This is a genomic window from Komarekiella delphini-convector SJRDD-AB1 (genome assembly GCF_014831675.1).
GTDB lineage: Bacteria > Cyanobacteriota > Cyanobacteriia > Cyanobacteriales > Nostocaceae > Komarekiella.
This window is the reverse complement of record NZ_VJXY01000037.1, coordinates 49900-67414: the sequence shown is the minus strand read 5'-3', so window position 1 is coordinate 67414 and position 17515 is coordinate 49900. Positions and strand designations below refer to the sequence as shown.

Sequence of the window (17515 nt, the reverse complement as noted above, 5' to 3'; positions counted from 1 at the left end):
GTTAATTGTCAATGTTTCTTGGCCTAACCGTCAACCCCTGCGGGGAATTCAAAATTAAAAATTAAAAATCTGAAATTTTTAATTTTTAATTTATTTATCTCCCCTCGATCTCAACTAATGCAAGCTAAATGCATATCAGCTTGGTTCATACGTGAGTTTTCTCGACAGCATCACCAGTAGTTGTAGTGTTTAATGCTACAATTTTTTTCGCTGCATCTAGTAGATATTCATAATAGGCACGAGCAACGATAGATAACTGTTTACCGCTTGAGTAAACCATGAACCAATTTCGCTTAATAGGAAAATACTGTACATCTAAAATACATAACTCTGCCGTGTCTGGCATTAAAGTATGGCGAGATAAAACAGATATTCCTAAACCACCTGCGATCGCTTGTTTAATTGCTTCATTACTTCCCAATTCCAACTTAACTTTCACTGTAATTCCATGTTCATCAAAGAGGGTTTGGACGGCACGACGAGTTCCTGAGCCGGGTTCCCGCATAATAAAAGGTTCATTAGACAGACGTTGTATGGGAATATTTCTTTCCTTAGCTAGTGGATGACTAATTGGTGCAAAAACCACCAGAGGATTTTCTAAAAATGGCTCAAAATTCACATCTAAATTTTCTGGAACTTGACTCATAATATACAAGTCGTCCAAATTACTACTCATCCGTTCTAAAATTCTTTCGTGATTTGTTACTTGCAGTGAGATATCAATTCCTGGGTAAAGTTGGCAAAAAGGCCCTAATAAACGTGGTATAAAATATTTTGCTGTCGTAATCACAGCCAAGCGTAATTGTCCCTGTTTTAGCCCTTTTAAATCTGCTACTTTCATTTCAAACTGGGCTATGGTGTCAAAAATCTGTCTACAAGTAGCAAATAATTCTCGTCCTGCCTCAGTCAAATACAAACGCTTCCCCACTTGCTCAAATAGTGGCAACCCTACCGATTTTGTAAGTTGCTTGATCTGCATGGAGACGGTAGGTTGGGTGAGAAACAATTCCTCAGCTGCACGAGTAAAGCTACTGTGCCGTGCCGCCGCCTCAAACACCTTCAACTGGTGCAGCGTCGCTTGGTTCAAGAGAGATTCTCCTCTAATAGCTAATAGCAATTTGTAGATATAAAACTAGTATTACTGAACACTTGCAATTGATACAGCGTTGCTCATACGAAGTTATGAGTTTTTGTATAGATAAAACTCTATTAGTGCTATTAAAAGAAAGGTATTTGACTTATGGACTTGAGAAGTTATTATCAGATCAACAAACAAAGCGTAAGATGCCTTCCAGTTAAAGATGAATGTTGAATATTGAATGAGGATTGCTTACAATTCATGATTCATAATTCATCATTCATCATTCCATAATTCTTCTTGAATTTTTGCAGGTAGCTGAGCTAAATCTGGCAAACCTACCATCTCTCTTTCGCCAACTTGCTCTTTAATATTGATGGGCAACTTTAACGGTTGACGTTCTTCTATCCAGCAACTTGCCAGTGGCAAGGTTTGCTCCATATCATCCAGTGGTCGAGGAATTACCATCACCGCATTTAACTCCCCAATGCGTTCTGCCTCGTACATCCCTGCTTCTACTGCTACTGCAACATTTGCTACGGAGCCACGAATAATGGCTGTACATAAACCTGCACCTATTTTTTCATAGGCTGCCAAATGGACATCAGCAGCTTTTAGCATGGCATCACACGCGCCTACCATCGCCGGAAATCCCCGCGTTTCTACTAAACCGATTGCTTGATGACTCAAACGGCTATAATTGCCCTCTCGCATTAATTGAGTGAGGCGGTTGGTAATTGGCAGAACTACCTCTAAGTTGGGATAAGGCCGGGGAATTACCAAGCTAGAGACTAACTGGCCAAACTGTTCCGCAGTTTGAACACCAGATTCTACAGCAAGCCGCACATCAGCAATTCCACCCCGGACGATCGCAGTACAATGACCGCCACCTATTTTTTCATACCCAACTAGGTGAACTCCAGATGACTTTAGCATCATATCCGCTGTGCCAACTATCGCTGGAAAGCTTTGGGTAGAAACTAAACCCAAAGCAGTGTCCTCGAAGGTTTCATGACTACGCCCTGCCTGGATGCTATTCATAGACCGTTGATTAAATGTTTCCATGTGAACTCTCTAAGATACTCACAAAGCCGACAACTTACAATTAACACTTACTCTGACTAATCGTCATTTGGGTCGCTCAAGGATTGTCTATGTTCGTAGGCTTCAGGTATTGGCGCATAAGGTTCAACTGACTAATCGTCATTTGGGTCGCTCAAGGATTGTCTATGGGGAAACAATGTGGTCAACAGTCTTTGTATACTCCCTTGCCCATAAATTTGAGTCCCGAAACTTTCAGGGGATGCTGTGGTTGGCTGACTGGTTTCTGAATCATTCGTCACTGAACTTTTAGTTGGCGAAACCTGCTCAGAGTTGTCACTAAGTGGTGTAGATGCTTGAGCGGCTGAGCGCATAGAGTCTGCACTATTATTAGGTTCCTCGATGGGAGGAGGCTGACTTTGAGGAGTAACGGAAGATTTAAAAAAGGAAATCGACTTGTGTTTGAAATCCACAAAAGCCGACGCTGAGAGGTTAGTTGAGGAAACTACTACATCCTCGCCTCCGCCTAAGTTATTATCCTCTTCCTTTGGCTGTACTGTACTTGTAGAAACGGGGTTAGTTGTAGATGATTCTAGTTGTTTTATTTCACTAATTTGGCGACTGGTATCTCCCAAGATTGAACCAGGTGCAATTACTTGTCCAGGTTCAACTGAATAATTGAAAATTGTTGTTGCTGAACCAATGCAAGCATTTGCTCCAATGTTACCCTTGCCAACCATCAAAAAACCAGCTCCCAGGTTTGCTCCTGCTTCCACCTCTATAATTCCTTCATGGACATGGAGAATTGATCCCATTCCAATACAGACTCCTGGGCCGATGATAATCTTGCTGTTTATAGCTGCTTGGAGTATCACTCCAGGTGCCAATACCGCGCTTGGATGAATAGTCACCTCGCCACTAATATAAGAATCAAATTTGTCGCTGAGGCGCAGTGGCGGCACAGACATGGGAATTATCACCTCGGAAGTCGGAAAAATTGTGAGTTGTAGTGGTGAGTAATGAAGTGCTAAGTAAATTCTACTTCACAAGGAAAAGTTAGCTTTTGATGCTAGCGTCAGTGTTCTAACTTGAAAGTCTAAACTCATTACTCAGCACTTTCAACTCAACACTGCTATGGACGTTGGATAATTGTCTCCAATACTCGACGCTTAGCTTTAGGGTCAATACCAATTAAGCGTACATATTCTCCTTGGTATTCGGCGAGGTGTCCTTCTATTGCTGCGATCGCTTCTCTTTCAGAGGAAGCTTGAATTTGACCAGTACTAGTCCAAGAACCTGTACGGAACCGCCTTTGGTCTACGTGCTCAACACTAATTTTATACCCACTAGCTAATAGCTGCCGTAGTTGTTCTACAACTTCAGAACTTAAGCGAGTATTCGTAGCGGTTGCTGTTGCAGATGGCGCACTAGCGAATGATTTTTGACTCTGGCCACCAGAAGGGCTAGCTTGCCCATTGGGCCGTTGAATGATACTTTCTAACACCCGCCGTTTGGCTTTGGTGTCAATGCCAATTAAACGCACGTACTCGCCTTGATGATTGGATATACAGTCTTCCAAGGCGGCGATGACTTCATTTGTCGAATTTGAGTTAATTGGTTCACAACTTTGCCATGAACCAGTGCGGAATCGCCGCTCATCTACGTGTTCTGTGCCAATTTTGTAACCACTTGCTAAAAGCTGGCGGATTTGCTCTACGGTTTCGCTACCAACTTTGCCACTGCCAGAGCCGTTACCATTGCTGTAGCTACCATTGCTGTAGCTACCATTGCCCTGACTAGCAGGAGCTTTAAAGCTGGCAGTGGCTTGCACTGTGCCATCTGGGCGTTGGATGATGGTTTCTAATACGCGCCGTTTACCTTTGGGGTCAATACCAAACAAACGGACATACTCACCACTATGGTCTCTCAGACAGGTTTCTAATGCAGCGATCGCTTCACCGACTGACCTAGGTTCAATCGGCTTACAACTTGTCCAACAACCCGTGCGGAACCGTCTTTGATCTACATGTTCCGAGCCAATCTTATACCCTTGCTCTAGCAGATAGCGCACCTGCTCTATGATTTCTGCACCCAAGCTATTGCTCGACACTTTACTACTCCTTTCCAACTCTAAGACAGTAATACCATTACTTGTATAAGATTTAGCCATTTCATCCCGAATGGGTGCTATGCATTTGCTATCCGCAGCACAGCGATAACCAGCTCGCAATGCCTGATTAATCCCAACTACATGATGGGCAAATTCTTGATCTGGATCTTGCACATCTGGCAAGCGGTCAGCTTGCTGCTGGTTAGTAATTATCGCTCCAGAAGGTACATACTTACCTGGGGGAATTTCTACGTCTTGGATCAAAGCGTGCATCATTACGATACAACCCGCACCCACTCTGGCATTAAACACCGTAGAGCGAAAGCCAATGAAAGAATTATCTCCAACATAAGCTGGGCCGTGAATTAGAGCCATGTGGGTAATGGAGGCATTTTTGCCAATCCATACCGAGTATTTGTTTTGGTCATCGCCAATTACTCGACCTTGCTCTAACCCATGAATTACCACACCATCTTGAACATTAGTGTTTTCACCAAGATAAAAAGGTGTGCCTTCATCCGCTCTAATCGTAGTCCCTGGAGCAACGATTACGTTTGCACCTATCCGTACATCCCCAATAATATTGGAGAATGAATGTACAAAGGCAGTTTCATGGATTTGGGCTTCAGCTAAATTCCTTGACCACGGGGTTGGGGGTGCCGCCGTGCTGCGGACTGCCATCGCAAGATTCCTCCTCTATGTCATTTGTCACTCGTCAGTTGTCATTTGTCATTTGTCTTTAGCTAATAACTTGTGGGTAACGCTCCTCACGTTGCTACTGCTGCATACACCTACTCTTAAGCAAGCTACAAAACAGCGTTGACCACACTAAAAAGAAGACATCTAGTCACCTGAGTTGTTACCTTCTTTCTCTAAAAGTTCTGTTCTGCGGCTTTCATCGTACCCTGCGGGAAGCTGCAGAAGCGTCTACAGAATTATCTCCGTAATGCTATCACCGCACTAGTTCACCAATGACTAATGACTAATGACTACCTATACTGGTCTTTTTTGCTGTAAATCAGGCGATCTTCAACGTGAATAGTATCTATTATCGCTACCACTACTGCATCTAATGGACGCTGCTCATTACCAAGAACCTGACGAGCGGCACTGCCACGACTGACAAGTACCCACTCATCAACTCCTGCACCAACAGTATCTGCTGCTACTTCGTATTTTGGCAGGATGTTTCCATCTTCATCTACTAATTGCAACAACAGTAGTTTGACGCCTCTAAGACTTGGATCTTTTTGCGTGCTAACTACTGTGCCACGAACTTTAGCAACTTGCATTACAGATTACGGTCTTCTACCGAAAGGACGAATTGCGTTAACGTTTTCGCGGAATTGCTCTACATCTTCGGTATAACGAATTGGCAGGACGTATTCTAAGTTTTCGTGAGGACGAGCAATAATGTGGGTAGACAGAACTTGTCCGCCGTTGACTCGTTTCACTGATTCAACTCCAGCTCCTACTGAAGCTTGTACTTCCGAAACATCTCCTCTGACGATCACTGTAACCCGACCGCTACCAATTTTTTCGTAGCCTACTAAGGTAACGCGAGCAGCTTTCACCATCGCATCAGCAGCTTCCACTACCGCTGGAAAGCCTAGCGTTTCAACCATTCCCACTGCGATTGACATTAGTTCTCATCCTTGATTAAAGTTTTTAGACCTGGAAAAAAGTAACTCTCAACAAGGCAGAGAGTATTAATTACTTTGTTTAACCAGTTTTTAAGTACGGAACTGTTCCACAGCTTCCGTGTAACGAATCGGCAAGACGTATTCCAGGTTCTCGTGGGGACGAGCAATGATATGAGTAGATAAAACTTCACCACCATTTACTCTTCTTGCCGCTTCAACCCCAGCTGCAACTGAGGCTTGCACTTCGGATACATCTCCCCGCACAATTACGGTGACGCGAGCGCTACCAATTTTTTCGTACCCTACCAAAGTTACACGTGCGGCTTTCACCATCGCATCAGCAGCTTCCACTACTGCCGGAAAGCCCTTAGTTTCAATCATTCCAACTGCAATTGGCATCGCAGAACTCCTACAAAATTAATCCAATCAGTACTGTGGTTTGAAAATTGTGACGAGGAAGCTCATCTTGAGCTACAAAAACGCTTCCAAATTAAGCATAGGAAAGCTTGGCGTTCTTGGCAATATAAATTAGTATAATAGTTTATAATAAAAAAGTTTTAAAAAACTTAACAAAAGTTTATGGCGGGGTTCTGCTTAATTGGAGTTAAACAATTCCTAGAGCAGTCGCATATGCTTTATAATTTCTTTATTACATTTACAAAATGACATTCATAACCAAGACTATTCCTGTCTGTCGAGGGACGATTAGGGGCTGTGTACCATGCTATCTCTGTCTTTCCTCAGTTTTCCTATTTGAACAAGGACTTCGTGAAAAATGCATAATTTTTTTAAATATATCGTATAAAGTTCTCTGCTAAAAGTAGAAATATAAATTTACAAATGGAGATGATGTAACAAAGTGAAATGCTTTTAAGTATGTAAATTTATATTCAATTAAACCTTAATAAGGTAAGTCCAAGTAAAAATACTCATTCAATTTTAGGTTAAAAATAGTTAATAAAACATGGATTTTGATCAAGTTATTTTTTTAGTAAAGGATGCTTTAAAATCTGTTTTAAAAAAAACCAAAACTGAGTCGTCAAAGGAAATTTAAATGAATCAATTTCTCTTCTTAACAAGTTGGTGGGTGCCTTTTTATAGCTTGATAGGTGCACTTTTAACATTGCCGTGGGGAATGGGGATAATTCAGCGTACAGGGCCAAGACCTGCGGTATATTTCAACTTGTTGACGACCGTTTTGGCTTTTGCTCATAGCCTACTGGTATTTACAAATATCTGGGACAGAGAACCAGAAAACTTAGTTATTAGCTGGTTTAAAGCAGCGGACTTAGATTTATCCTTTTCCTTGGAACTCTCGCCAGTCAGTATTGGAGCAATTGTTTTAATTACGGGGTTAAGTCTGTTAGCGCAAGTTTATGCCCTAGGTTACATGGAAAAGGACTGGTCATTAGCGCGTTTTTTTGCACTGTTCGGGTTTTTTGAAGCAGCGCTAAGTGGTTTAGCAATTAGTGACTCTTTGTTTGTCAGCTATTGCCTTTTGGAAGTTCTGACGCTTTCGACTTATTTACTGGTAGGATTTTGGTATGCTCAACCGCTAGTGGTAACTGCGGCGCGGGATGCGTTTTTAACCAAACGGGTGGGAGATTTGTTGTTGCTGATGGGTGTGGTGACACTTTCCACCTTAGCAGGCAGTTTGAACTTTTCTGATTTATATGAGTGGGCGCAAACAGCTAACTTAAGCCCAATGACATCGACATTACTGGGGTTAACACTGATTGCGGGGCCTGCGGGTAAATGTGCTCAATTTCCTTTGCACTTGTGGTTAGATGAAGCGATGGAAGGGCCTAATCCCGCTTCAGTAATGCGGAATTCGCTGGTAGTAGCTGGCGGTGCTTATATGCTATATAAAATGCAACCATTGTTAGTACTATCGCCAGTGGCATTGAATGCCTTGGTGGTCATGGGTACAGTGACAGCAATTGGTGCAACATTAGTATCCATAGCGCAAATTGATATTAAGCGATCGCTATCTCATTCCACCAGTGCATATATGGGTTTAGTGTTTCTAGCGGTAGGATTACAGCAGGGGGGTGTAGCCCTAATGTTGTTGTTAACTCATGCGATCGCCAAGGCCCTACTATTCATGAGTTCAGGCTCAGTAATATACACTACTAGCACTCAAGACTTAACAGAAATGGGCGGCTTGTGGTCACGGATGCCAGCCACCACAACAGCTTTTGTTGTAGGTTCAGCGGGGATGGTAACACTGCTACCATTGGGAAGCTTTTGGGCAATGCTAGCATGGGCTGATGGTTTTGTGAATATTAGCCCTTGGGTGATTGGGGTTTTAATACTAGTCAATGGTTTGACAGCATTGAACTTGACCAGAGTATTTAGATTAGTCTTCTGGGGTAAACCGCAACAGAAAACCCGTCGTACTCCAGAAGTTGGTTGGCAAATGGCATTACCAATGGTGTCTTTGACGATTGTGACTCTGCTACTACCCCTAATGCTACAGCAATGGTACTTGTTACCCGATTGGGAAAGTATTAATTGGTATGTAGTGTTAGTGTTGTTTTCTTCTACCGTGGTGGGCGTAGGTATAGGGGCTACAGTTTATCTGCACAAAGCCTGGTCAAGATCTAGGATACTGGCATGGAGATTTGTGCAAGACTTATTAGGTTATGATTTTTACATTGATCGCGTTTATCGATTGACAGTAGTGACTGTAGTAACACTGCTTTCTAAGATTTCAGCTTGGAGCGATCGCTATTTAGTTGACGGTCTAGTAAACTTGGTTGGTTTTGCAACAATTCTCAGTGGGCAAGGTTTAAAATACAGCATTTCTGGTCAATCCCAGGGGTATATGTTGACTATCCTAGCGGTCGTCAGCGTCCTGGGTTTTTTCATGAGCTGGTCATTGGGTTTATTAGATAAATTGCCCTTTTGATAGTGTGGAATTGGGAGACAGGAGACAAGAGACAGGAGATAGGAGTAATGTATTTTGCTTTCCCTGCTCCCCTGCTCCCCTGCTCCCCCTACTCCCCCTACTCCTCCCTCTCTCTACCTATTTCTGCTTATGCTTAGCGCTTTGATTTTGCTGCCGTTGTTAGGTGCGGCTTTAATTGGTTTCTGGCCCTCTGACATCAGTGGGAAATTCGTTCGTAGGTTAGCTTTAGTCGTTGCCAGCATCACTTTTTTATGGACAGTTGTAATAGCAACTCAGTTTCATCCAGGGGAGGTCACTCAACAGTTTGCCGAGTCTCTGCCCTGGATTGAGGTCTTAGGCTTGAATTATAATTTGGGAGTAGATGGCTTATCTTTACCGTTGCTGGTTTTGAATGGACTATTAACTTGTATTGCAATCTACAGCAGTGATGAATCTCTTCAACGTCCTAAATTTTATTACTCTTTAATACTACTGTTAAGTGTTGGAGTGACTGGAGCTTTTCTAGCACAGGATTTACTGCTATTTTTCCTGTTTTACGAACTGGAACTAATACCGCTATATCTGTTGATAGCCATTTGGGGTGGTGCAAAGCGGGGTTATGCCGCTACAAAATTTCTGATTTACACTGCCGTTTCTGGAATCCTGATTTTAGCAAGTTTCCTCGGCATAGTTTGGCTGAGTGGTGGTTCTAACTTTGCATTAGCAACTTTGAATACTAAGACTCTACCTTTAGCCACACAGCTTTTACTGCTAGGGGGGATTTTAGTGGGTTTTGGGATTAAGATTCCTTTAGTTCCCTTCCATACTTGGTTGCCAGATGCTCACGTTGAAGCTTCCACACCGATTTCTGTACTGTTGGCTGGGGTGCTGTTGAAGTTGGGAACTTATGGCTTACTGCGATTTGGCATGAACTTGTTGCCAGAAGCTTGGACTTATCTGGCTCCTTGGTTAGCAACTTGGGCGGTGGTAAGTGTACTATACGGTGCATCCTGTGCGATCGCTCAAACCGACATGAAAAAAATGGTGGCATATAGTTCCATTGGACATATGGGCTACGTGCTTTTAGCCGCGGCATCTGGTACACCTTTAAGTGTATTGGGCACTGTCATGCAAATGATTAGCCACGGCTTGATTTCTGCAATGCTGTTTTTGTTGGTGGGGGTTGTGTATAAAAAAGCTGGCAGCCGAGATTTAGAAGTCGTCCGGGGGCTACTGAACCCAGAAAGAGGATTGCCAGTAATTGGTAGCTTAATGATTGTGGGAGTCATGGCCAGTGCTGGGATACCAGGAATGGTAGGATTTATTTCGGAATTCATTGTTTTTCGAGGTAGTTTCCCCGTTTTTCCAGTGCAAACTCTACTGTGCATGATTGGTACTGGTTTAACTGCGGTTTATTTCTTACTTCTTCTCAATCGCGCCTTTTTTGGGCGCTTGTCTGCACAAGTTACCAACTTACCACGAGTGTATTGGAGCGATCGCGCCCCAGCTCTAGTTTTAGCTGTACTAATTGTAATTTTCGGTATCCAACCAGCTTGGTTATCACGCTGGACTGAACCAACAATTACAGCAATGGTAAGTACACAAAACGTAGTGGCAACAGTGTCCTTGGATAAAGCAATCAGGGCTGGAGACTAGGGACTTTTAACAGTAATCAGTAAACAGTAAACAGTTCTCAGTCAAGATAATTGTGTTTAAAGAAAACCACTATATCGGCGATCACCTCTAACTGAAAACTAATAACTGAAAGTCAATTAGTGGCAGGCGCTATCTGGCGTTTATCTACCCCTGACCAAACGCCGTGATAAGTGTTTACTGTTTACTGTTCACTGATTTAACGATACCCCAATCCCTATTATTTTTGGAGAACTGGCAATGGTAAATATTAAAAAAAAACCTGCTAATAATCCCCTAGCTGAGTATATTGAGCGGTTACAAAAAGGGGAAGCATTAGTTCCTGATAGTCCAGAAAATGTACTGGAAGTAGTTGGTATTCTTAAAAGCTATGGCATAGTTTTAGATGCCTATTCAAAAAATCTTATTTATATAGCTGAACATCAATTTTTAGTATTTTTTCCATTTTTTAAATATTTTAATGGAGAATTTTCTTTCAAAAAACTACTCCGCCACTGGTGGCATGACCGCATTAATTTCGAGTATGCTGAGTATTGCCTGAAATCAATGCTGTGGCACGGTGGCGGTGGACTAGATACATATTTAGATACACCAGAATTTCAACAGAGAGCGCAAGCTGTTATCGACGCTAAGTTTAAAAATAATCCCTTAATTCTGGGCATTAACCAATTGTTTCCAGACTTCCTAACAGAACAGTTACGTGTCTCTGCTTACTATACTGGGTTAGGTCAGTTCTGGCGAGTTATGGCTGATATTTTCCTTACTTTATCAGACTATTACGACCAAGGAAAAATAAAGTCAATTCCCGACGTTGTAGACCACATTAAAGCAGGGTTGGTAGCAAGTGCATCAAAGCCAATTACCTATGCTGTCAAAGTTAAGGATAAAGATTATGAAATCATTCCCAAAAGTGTTGGTTTAACCTTTTTAGCAGATACAGCAATACCTTATGTAGAAGCGATTTTCTTTCGGGGAACTCCCTTCCACGGCACAGTTTCATACAATGCCCAAGCATATCAAATTTCTCCAGATCAAAGCCGATTTCAGTATGGTGCATTGTATGCCGATCCTTTGCCTATTGGCAGTGCGGGTATTCCTCCCACATTGCTGATGCAGGATATGCGTCACTATCTTCCAGAATATTTGCACGAAATTTACCGTCGCAGTCTTCGGGGTGAAGATGATTTGCGGGTAAAAATTTGTATGAGTTTCCAAAAATCGATGTTTTGTGTGACAACAGCGACGATTTTAGGACTAATGCCTCATCCTATGGATACCAAAAATCCATCTGAGCAAAATACGAATCGAGTTTATTTAGAAAAGTGGATGGCTCGATTTGTGACTTCGCGCTTGAAGGAAGTTAACGATATAAATAGTAATGGATGATAAGATTAGGAGTTAAGAGCTAGGAACTCAAAACTCCTTTCTTTAAACGATAGTTACTTCCCCAGTATCAAGATCGTAACGTCCCCCGACAATTTTCAGTGTACCTGCCTGCATTAGTTGACCTAAAAGCGCTGAATTTTCCTGCAATCTTTCAACTTGATATTGAACATTTGCTACTACTGCATTTTCAACCGGATCACCCGGTTTGTCTTTTACCTTAGCCATTGCTGGTTTAATAGCCTTGACAAAAGTGCCAATTTCACCAGGGAGTGACTCACCTTTTACTGATGCTGTGACTGCACCACATCTTTCATGACCTAGCACCATAATTAGGGGAGTGTTTAATAATACTGCGGCATATTCAATGCTACCAAGTGCTTCTGGTATCACGATATTCCCAGCTATGCGAATGTCGAACAAATCACCAATTCCTTGGTCAAATAAAATTTCCGCAGATACCCGCGAATCAGCACAACTAAGTATAGTTGCAAATGGATGCTGCACTTGGGCAACTTCTTGCAAACGTGCTTGGGTTTGATGGGGATACTCACGCTTTTGCTGCACAAACCGCTGATTTCCATCCAGCAATCTTTTGAGTGCTGCATCAGGACTAACAGGCTCAGTATCTTGTGCAACCGCAGCGAGAGCAGGTTGAGTATACCAAGGCACACTACTTATGGTAGTAGCTGCGATGCCTTCGGCGGGCATAGCCATTGCAACTCCACTAAAACCTACTAACTTTAAAAGTTCGCGCCTACCAATAAATCCATTAATTCGACTCATAAATATTTTCCTGCAAGGTGAACTATCGCTTCAGCGATACATCATCAAAGAGACGCAACACACCGCACAGATCTAATCTCTATCGCATCAGAAAGATAACATGTACCTCCAAACTTGTTAAGGATAGGTCTGATGATTTCCAAAACAGGTTTGGCTTGATCTGGTAGGCAAAAAGCTATTATATAAACATTATCAAGCTCTGTAGTTTCTCCATGCGGACTTCTGCCTGCAACATTCCGAATTATGGTATGTCCATGCACACCTGCTTTATCTAAGCCGTCTAATATTTTTGCTAGTTCAACGGCATTGGCGATAATTTCTATTCTTTTTACTGAGTGCATAATCTCATCTCCACAGCAAATTTATGCCGTACAAGTATAAAGGTATACCAATAATGATATTGAAGGGAAACGTGAGCGCTAAAGCGCTAGTTACGTACAAACTAGGATTAGCTTCAGGAAGTGTTAACCTCATAGCAGCTGGAACCGCTATGTAAGAGGCACTAGCACACAAAACTGAAAATAACAGCGCATTTCCCTGCGGCATCCCGATTAGTTTTGCTAAAAGTATCCCGATTGTTGCATTTAAAATCGGAATCAAAATAGAAAAAGAGATCAAAAACGAACCTGTTTTACCAAGATCTTTGATTTTTCCAGCAGCTACCAGTCCCATATCTAGCAAAAAGAAGGTTAGGACTCCGTAAAATATTTCTTGGGTAAAAGGTGCTTCCAACTTCCAGCCTTTCTCGCCTGATAGCACACCGATAATCAGGCTGCCAACCAAGAGAAAAACAGAACTATTAAGGAAAGCTTCTTTGAGAACTTCTGGCCAAGAAAAGTCACCATCTTTATCGATATCAAATATTTTTACTAAAACCAATCCTACAATGATGGCTGGGGATTCCATTAGGGCTAGAGCTGCTACCATGTAGCCACTAAAACTAATGCCAAGTTCACTGAGAAATGATCCAGCAGTGATAAAGGTGACTGCACTGATGGAACCATAGGTTGCGGCGATCGCTGCTGCATTGTATAAATCAAGTCTGATTCTCAAAATGAAGAATGTGTATATTGGCACAAGTGTAGCCATCATGATGGCTGCAAATAGCGTCAATACAACTTCTTGACTAACTCCACTTTTGACAAGTTCAGCACCTCCCTTGAATCCAATAGCAAGTAGAAGATAAAGAGAGAAGAGTTTAGGCAAAGGTTGAGGAATCTCCAGATCCGACTTTAAAATAACAGCTGACATTCCGAGAAAGAAGAAAAGAACTGGTGGGCTTAGGATGTTAGACATTATTAGGCTTGCATTCATCCCCACCTCTCCTTATATTTGCGTAAACAGAAGCAAAAATTTTGATCATTATATAGTCACTATGTGCTAGCTATAAACAGGTATGCTAACTAGTTGAACAACCTTACGTCGGCACTCAAATAAGCATAAGCAACTATGCCTTTTGGATGACTATGATGCATAGTTTATCAGAATGAGGAGAGCCTTCATAACTTTTTAACTTAGGCTGCTTAGTAGAGACGTAGCACTGTTACGTCTCTACATTGATTTTTACCAGATGTCTAATGATTAAATTAATCGCACCCGAACGAATTATAGAAACTTCACGGCTGTTACTTGAGCCGCTTGTCCCAGCTCATGCCTCGGTTATCTACGAGCAACTTCTAGATAAAAGACTTTACCAGTTTATTCCACAGTCACCGCCCATATCGTTACAGACTGTGGAAAGTCGATACCTTGCTTTATCCTCAAGGCTTTCACCAGACGGACAAGAGGGTTGGTTAAACTGGGTAATCCGTTTTCGAGAGTCCGGGGTGTATATTGGGACATTACAAGCAACAGTACATGCTAACTGTACAGCAGCAATTGCTTATACGATTTTCCCACTGTTTTGGCGACAGGGCTATGCAAAAGAGGGATGTTCACGTGTGCTTGAACACCTTTTTGAGGAATATAGAGTAAGTTTTGTTACAGTGGATATAGACACACGTAACATCGCGTCCATTCGCCTTGTCGAGGCGCTTGGGATGAAGCGGACTTTTACACGAACAAATGCCGACTTTTTCAAAGGATCTGTTAACGATGAGTATCGATATGAGGCGGTGTCGCCTTTTACTCCACTCTCTGGTTCGGTAGTTGAATGATAGTCGTCATATTTTAACGTTTCGGCATAATTCCTGTAAGTAGAGTTGCAACCCAAGTAGAAAGAAGTACGCCAGGAAAAAATATGATCATCGGCAGAAACCACAACCAATCAATTTGGTAAAAGGCTAGGCTGGCAATTGATACGATTACCGTGCTAATACCTAAAGTTGCCAAAATAATTGTGTAAATTGCCATTGCCCTTCTCGTCCAACCTTGCTCACAGTTAAACGTCGCCGCTATTGGAATCATTAACAAGCCGCATACGCTTGCACTAATTAAGGCACTGAGATTCTTGGTGCAAAACCATAAAATACAGGATGCGATCGCACTTAAAAAACAAGCACCCCACCAATTAGATTGTTGGATTTCCTCTGGTGAAAGTGCCAAGCGTCCTAATCTATCAAACCGCAACATTAGGGTAAATAACGGATCAGCGATCCAGCTAAAGATGACGAACAGCAAATAAGCGATCGCCACCACCGCTACCAAAGGTGTCAAACCAGCATTGGTAAAACTGGCAAGCAACATCCGCATGGAAAAAAATAAGCCAATAGTGAATACCCAACGCGTGCGATGATTTAGCCGACTACCCCACAAGAAATAGCGCAGCATCAACCGATAAATGGGGTTTTTTGCTTTTAGTGCTTCGACAACTCCTTGACGTGCCCATTCTAAATTGGGGTTGAGGTGTAATGCTTCACGAAAATATTCCAAAGCTTTCTGTTGACTACCACTACCACCGTGGGACAGCAAAATCCAACCACTACTAGCGTAAGAAGCAGCATCTTGGGGAGAAGTGGCGATCGCTCCTTTAACTGCGGCGATCGCTTCTTTTCCCCGTCCTAATTGCGACAGTGACAAGGCCCGGTAATTCAAACACTCTACATCTTCCGGGTCTAATGATAACCCTTTAGTTGCTGCTTTCAGACTTGCTTGCCACTGCTTTTGCTGATAATGACATCGTGCCAGCAAAGCGAAGTGAGAAGCTTGATAGGGGTTGAGCTGAATTGCTTCTTGAATTGCTTTTTGGGCAGCTGCAAGTTGCTGACGTTCGCAGAGAATATATCCCAATATATAGTGAGGAAATGGCGAATCGGGAGCGATTGCGATCGCAACTTCTACTTCTAGTGTTGCCTCCTGATATCGCTGCTGACAACTCAAACACAACCCCAAAACCGCATGAATTCCCGCATCATTTGGAGACTCGGCTACAGCTTGTCGCAGTTCCTCCTCCGCCATCTGATAGCGGGATTGCTCTAATAACAGCTTTGCCCGCTCAAAGTGTACAACACCCATTACATTTTTAAATATTTCAAAATATCATCGTATAAACCGCCCTCATTCGCATACAGCGCATAGTTGCGAGCTGTGGCGAACCACTCTTTAGTAGAAGATTTAACGTTCGCTGCTGCCGAAATTAAATCCCTCGTCACCAGCGGCTTAGGAAAGCCGATTTTCATCGCTTCTTGCAGTTTTTTTTCCACTGCTAAATCGATCACAGCTTTTAAGTCAGCCCCGGAAAAATGCTCTGTCTTTTTGCTAACTTGCTCATAATCAATTTTATCTACAGGTTTACCACGACAGAGCAACTGTAAAATAGCTGCCCTAGCAGAAGCATCTGGTGGTGGGATAAAGAGAATGCGATCAAAGCGTCCTGGACGCCGAAATGCTGCATCTAAATGCCAAGGCGCATTAGTAGCCGCCAAAATCAACACCCCTTCATTAGAACTCTTGACTCCATCCAGTTCTGAGAGAAACTGGTTAATCACCATGCGGCTAGAACTTTGACGCAAATCGGTACGGTTGGCAGCTAGAGCATCGACCTCATCGAAAAATACTACACAAGGCTGATTTTCTCGCGCTTCTTCAAAAATGGCGTGCAAATTCCGCTCACTATTGCCTAACCACATATCTAGGACATCATTAATGCCAACAGAGATAAAGTTCGAGTTAATCTCGCCAGCAGTTGCACGGGCTAGATAAGTTTTGCCACAACCGGGAGGGCCATACATCAAAATACCGCCGCCGATCGCTTTACCATAAGCTTTGTAAAGTTCTTGTTGCGTCAGCGGATAAATAATCTTGAGGCGAATTTCATCTTTAACCGTCTCCATCCCTCCGACATCTTGGAAAGAAATCTGCGGACGTTCCAGCTTTTCATCATCAAGAGCGAGGTTATCAAAATTAGCCGCGCGGACTTTGCCCTCCACTACATCTTTAGTATGGCTGTCCTCTCCAATACCCAAGAGTTCCGCAAAATCTGGATCAGCAATAGATGCATCAAGAGCGATCGCACTGCGATACTGACTCACCGCTTGCTGTACTGCTCCTGAATTTAGCAACAAACGAGCATGGAGTAAGTAAGCCAGTGCTGGACATTTAGAGTGTTTGAGCAGTTCCTCCACAATCACCAAAGACTGATTGTGCTTTCCTTGTTGGTAAAAAGCCCTTGCTAAACCCAGTTTCAACTGTGGTTCGTCCCGCGCCAACAGCATTGCTTGCCGGTACTCTTTCTCCGCATCCTCCAATTGTCCAAGACTGAGAAGCGTATCTGCCAGATGTTGCCTGAGAGGTACATTATCAGGAGAAAACTTCAACGCCTCGCGCAGTGCCCGTACCGTATCATAGCTATTGGTCATATTGATTTAGTAATTTAACTTTCAATTAAAGTAATTGCTAAAAAGAGGTAATGATCATCATAGCCTCGGCTTTTCGGTTTTATGGAGAAGAAGGGACGGAATGTGCTAGTGTACAGCAGTGACTCTGAAATATGG

Annotated in this window: 16 protein-coding genes; 4 read left to right on the top strand and 12 right to left on the bottom strand. The window is 42.7% G+C overall.

Annotated features, from left to right (window positions below; genetic code table 11):
• Window positions 1-145: 145 nt before the first annotated feature.
• The 7 genes from FNW02_RS26230 to FNW02_RS26200 form a co-directional block, all read right to left on the bottom strand.
• The gene (locus FNW02_RS26230; RefSeq protein ID WP_191760415.1) at window positions 146-1087 is read right to left on the bottom strand and encodes a LysR family transcriptional regulator; all 942 of its coding nucleotides are present in this window, start codon (window positions 1085-1087) and stop codon (window positions 146-148) included.
• Window positions 1088-1354: 267 nt separating this feature from the next.
• Complete coding sequence (locus FNW02_RS26225) at window positions 1355-2143, bottom strand: carbon dioxide-concentrating mechanism protein (protein ID WP_191760414.1); 789 nt, start codon at window positions 2141-2143, stop codon at window positions 1355-1357.
• 131 nt (window positions 2144-2274) lie between these two features.
• Complete coding sequence (locus FNW02_RS26220; protein WP_191760413.1) at window positions 2275-3087, bottom strand: transferase; 813 nt, start codon at window positions 3085-3087, stop codon at window positions 2275-2277.
• A 164-nt stretch (window positions 3088-3251) separates the two neighbouring features.
• Complete coding sequence (locus FNW02_RS26215) at window positions 3252-4910, bottom strand: ribulose bisphosphate carboxylase small subunit (RefSeq protein WP_191760412.1); 1659 nt, start codon at window positions 4908-4910, stop codon at window positions 3252-3254.
• Between the two features lie 308 nt (window positions 4911-5218).
• Window positions 5219-5521 carry a EutN/CcmL family microcompartment protein gene (locus tag FNW02_RS26210; RefSeq protein WP_191760411.1) on the bottom strand — a complete coding sequence of 101 codons (303 nt, stop codon included), beginning with the start codon at window positions 5519-5521 and terminating at the stop codon, window positions 5219-5221.
• 6 nt (window positions 5522-5527) lie between these two features.
• The gene (locus FNW02_RS26205) at window positions 5528-5872 is read right to left on the bottom strand and encodes a carbon dioxide-concentrating mechanism protein CcmK (protein WP_039748664.1); all 345 of its coding nucleotides are present in this window, start codon (window positions 5870-5872) and stop codon (window positions 5528-5530) included.
• Between the two features lie 90 nt (window positions 5873-5962).
• Entirely contained in the window at window positions 5963-6271 is a 309-nt protein-coding gene (locus tag FNW02_RS26200) for a carbon dioxide-concentrating mechanism protein CcmK (RefSeq protein ID WP_015209255.1), read from the bottom strand.
• A 655-nt stretch (window positions 6272-6926) separates the two neighbouring features.
• Between FNW02_RS26200 and FNW02_RS26195 the strand changes: the two genes are divergently transcribed.
• The 3 genes from FNW02_RS26195 (at window position 6927) to FNW02_RS26185 (ending at window position 11801) form a co-directional block, all read left to right on the top strand.
• On the top strand, window positions 6927-8783 hold the full coding sequence (locus tag FNW02_RS26195) for an NAD(P)H-quinone oxidoreductase subunit F (protein ID WP_191760410.1): 1857 nt from the start codon (window positions 6927-6929) through the stop codon (window positions 8781-8783).
• Window positions 8784-8912: 129 nt separating this feature from the next.
• Window positions 8913-10418, top strand: coding sequence for an NADH-quinone oxidoreductase subunit M (locus FNW02_RS26190; RefSeq protein ID WP_191760409.1), 1506 nt, complete (start codon window positions 8913-8915; stop codon window positions 10416-10418).
• 237 nt (window positions 10419-10655) lie between these two features.
• Window positions 10656-11801 carry a CO2 hydration protein gene (locus FNW02_RS26185; RefSeq protein WP_191760408.1) on the top strand — a complete coding sequence of 382 codons (1146 nt, stop codon included), beginning with the start codon at window positions 10656-10658 and terminating at the stop codon, window positions 11799-11801.
• Window positions 11802-11843: 42 nt separating this feature from the next.
• On the opposite strand, the gene FNW02_RS26180 is transcribed toward FNW02_RS26185, so the two are convergent.
• From FNW02_RS26180 to FNW02_RS26170, 3 genes are read right to left on the bottom strand one after another with little or no spacing between them, the layout of a single operon-like run.
• Window positions 11844-12584 (bottom strand): carbonic anhydrase, encoded by a 741-nt coding sequence (locus tag FNW02_RS26180; RefSeq protein ID WP_191760407.1) that lies wholly within the window; start codon window positions 12582-12584, stop codon window positions 11844-11846.
• 44 nt (window positions 12585-12628) lie between these two features.
• Window positions 12629-12925 carry a P-II family nitrogen regulator gene (locus FNW02_RS26175; protein WP_191760406.1) on the bottom strand — a complete coding sequence of 99 codons (297 nt, stop codon included), beginning with the start codon at window positions 12923-12925 and terminating at the stop codon, window positions 12629-12631.
• Between the two features lie 4 nt (window positions 12926-12929).
• The gene (locus tag FNW02_RS26170) at window positions 12930-13898 is read right to left on the bottom strand and encodes a sodium-dependent bicarbonate transport family permease (RefSeq protein ID WP_191760405.1); all 969 of its coding nucleotides are present in this window, start codon (window positions 13896-13898) and stop codon (window positions 12930-12932) included.
• A gap of 263 nt (window positions 13899-14161) precedes the next feature.
• Here FNW02_RS26170 and FNW02_RS26165 point away from each other — a divergent pair, with 263 nt between their 5' ends.
• Window positions 14162-14740, top strand: a complete 579-nt coding sequence (locus FNW02_RS26165; RefSeq protein WP_191760404.1) for a GNAT family N-acetyltransferase — start codon at window positions 14162-14164, stop codon at window positions 14738-14740.
• Window positions 14741-14753: 13 nt separating this feature from the next.
• Here the strand turns inward: FNW02_RS26165 and FNW02_RS26160 are convergent, their stop codons facing one another.
• Window positions 14754-16037, bottom strand: coding sequence for a tetratricopeptide repeat protein (locus FNW02_RS26160; RefSeq protein WP_191760403.1), 1284 nt, complete (start codon window positions 16035-16037; stop codon window positions 14754-14756).
• A complete protein-coding gene (locus tag FNW02_RS26155; protein ID WP_191760402.1) occupies window positions 16037-17380 on the bottom strand; it encodes an ATP-binding protein in 1344 nt (447 codons plus the stop codon). Before FNW02_RS26155 ends, FNW02_RS26160 begins: the two co-directional genes overlap by 1 nt.
• Window positions 17381-17515: the final 135 nt, after the last annotated feature.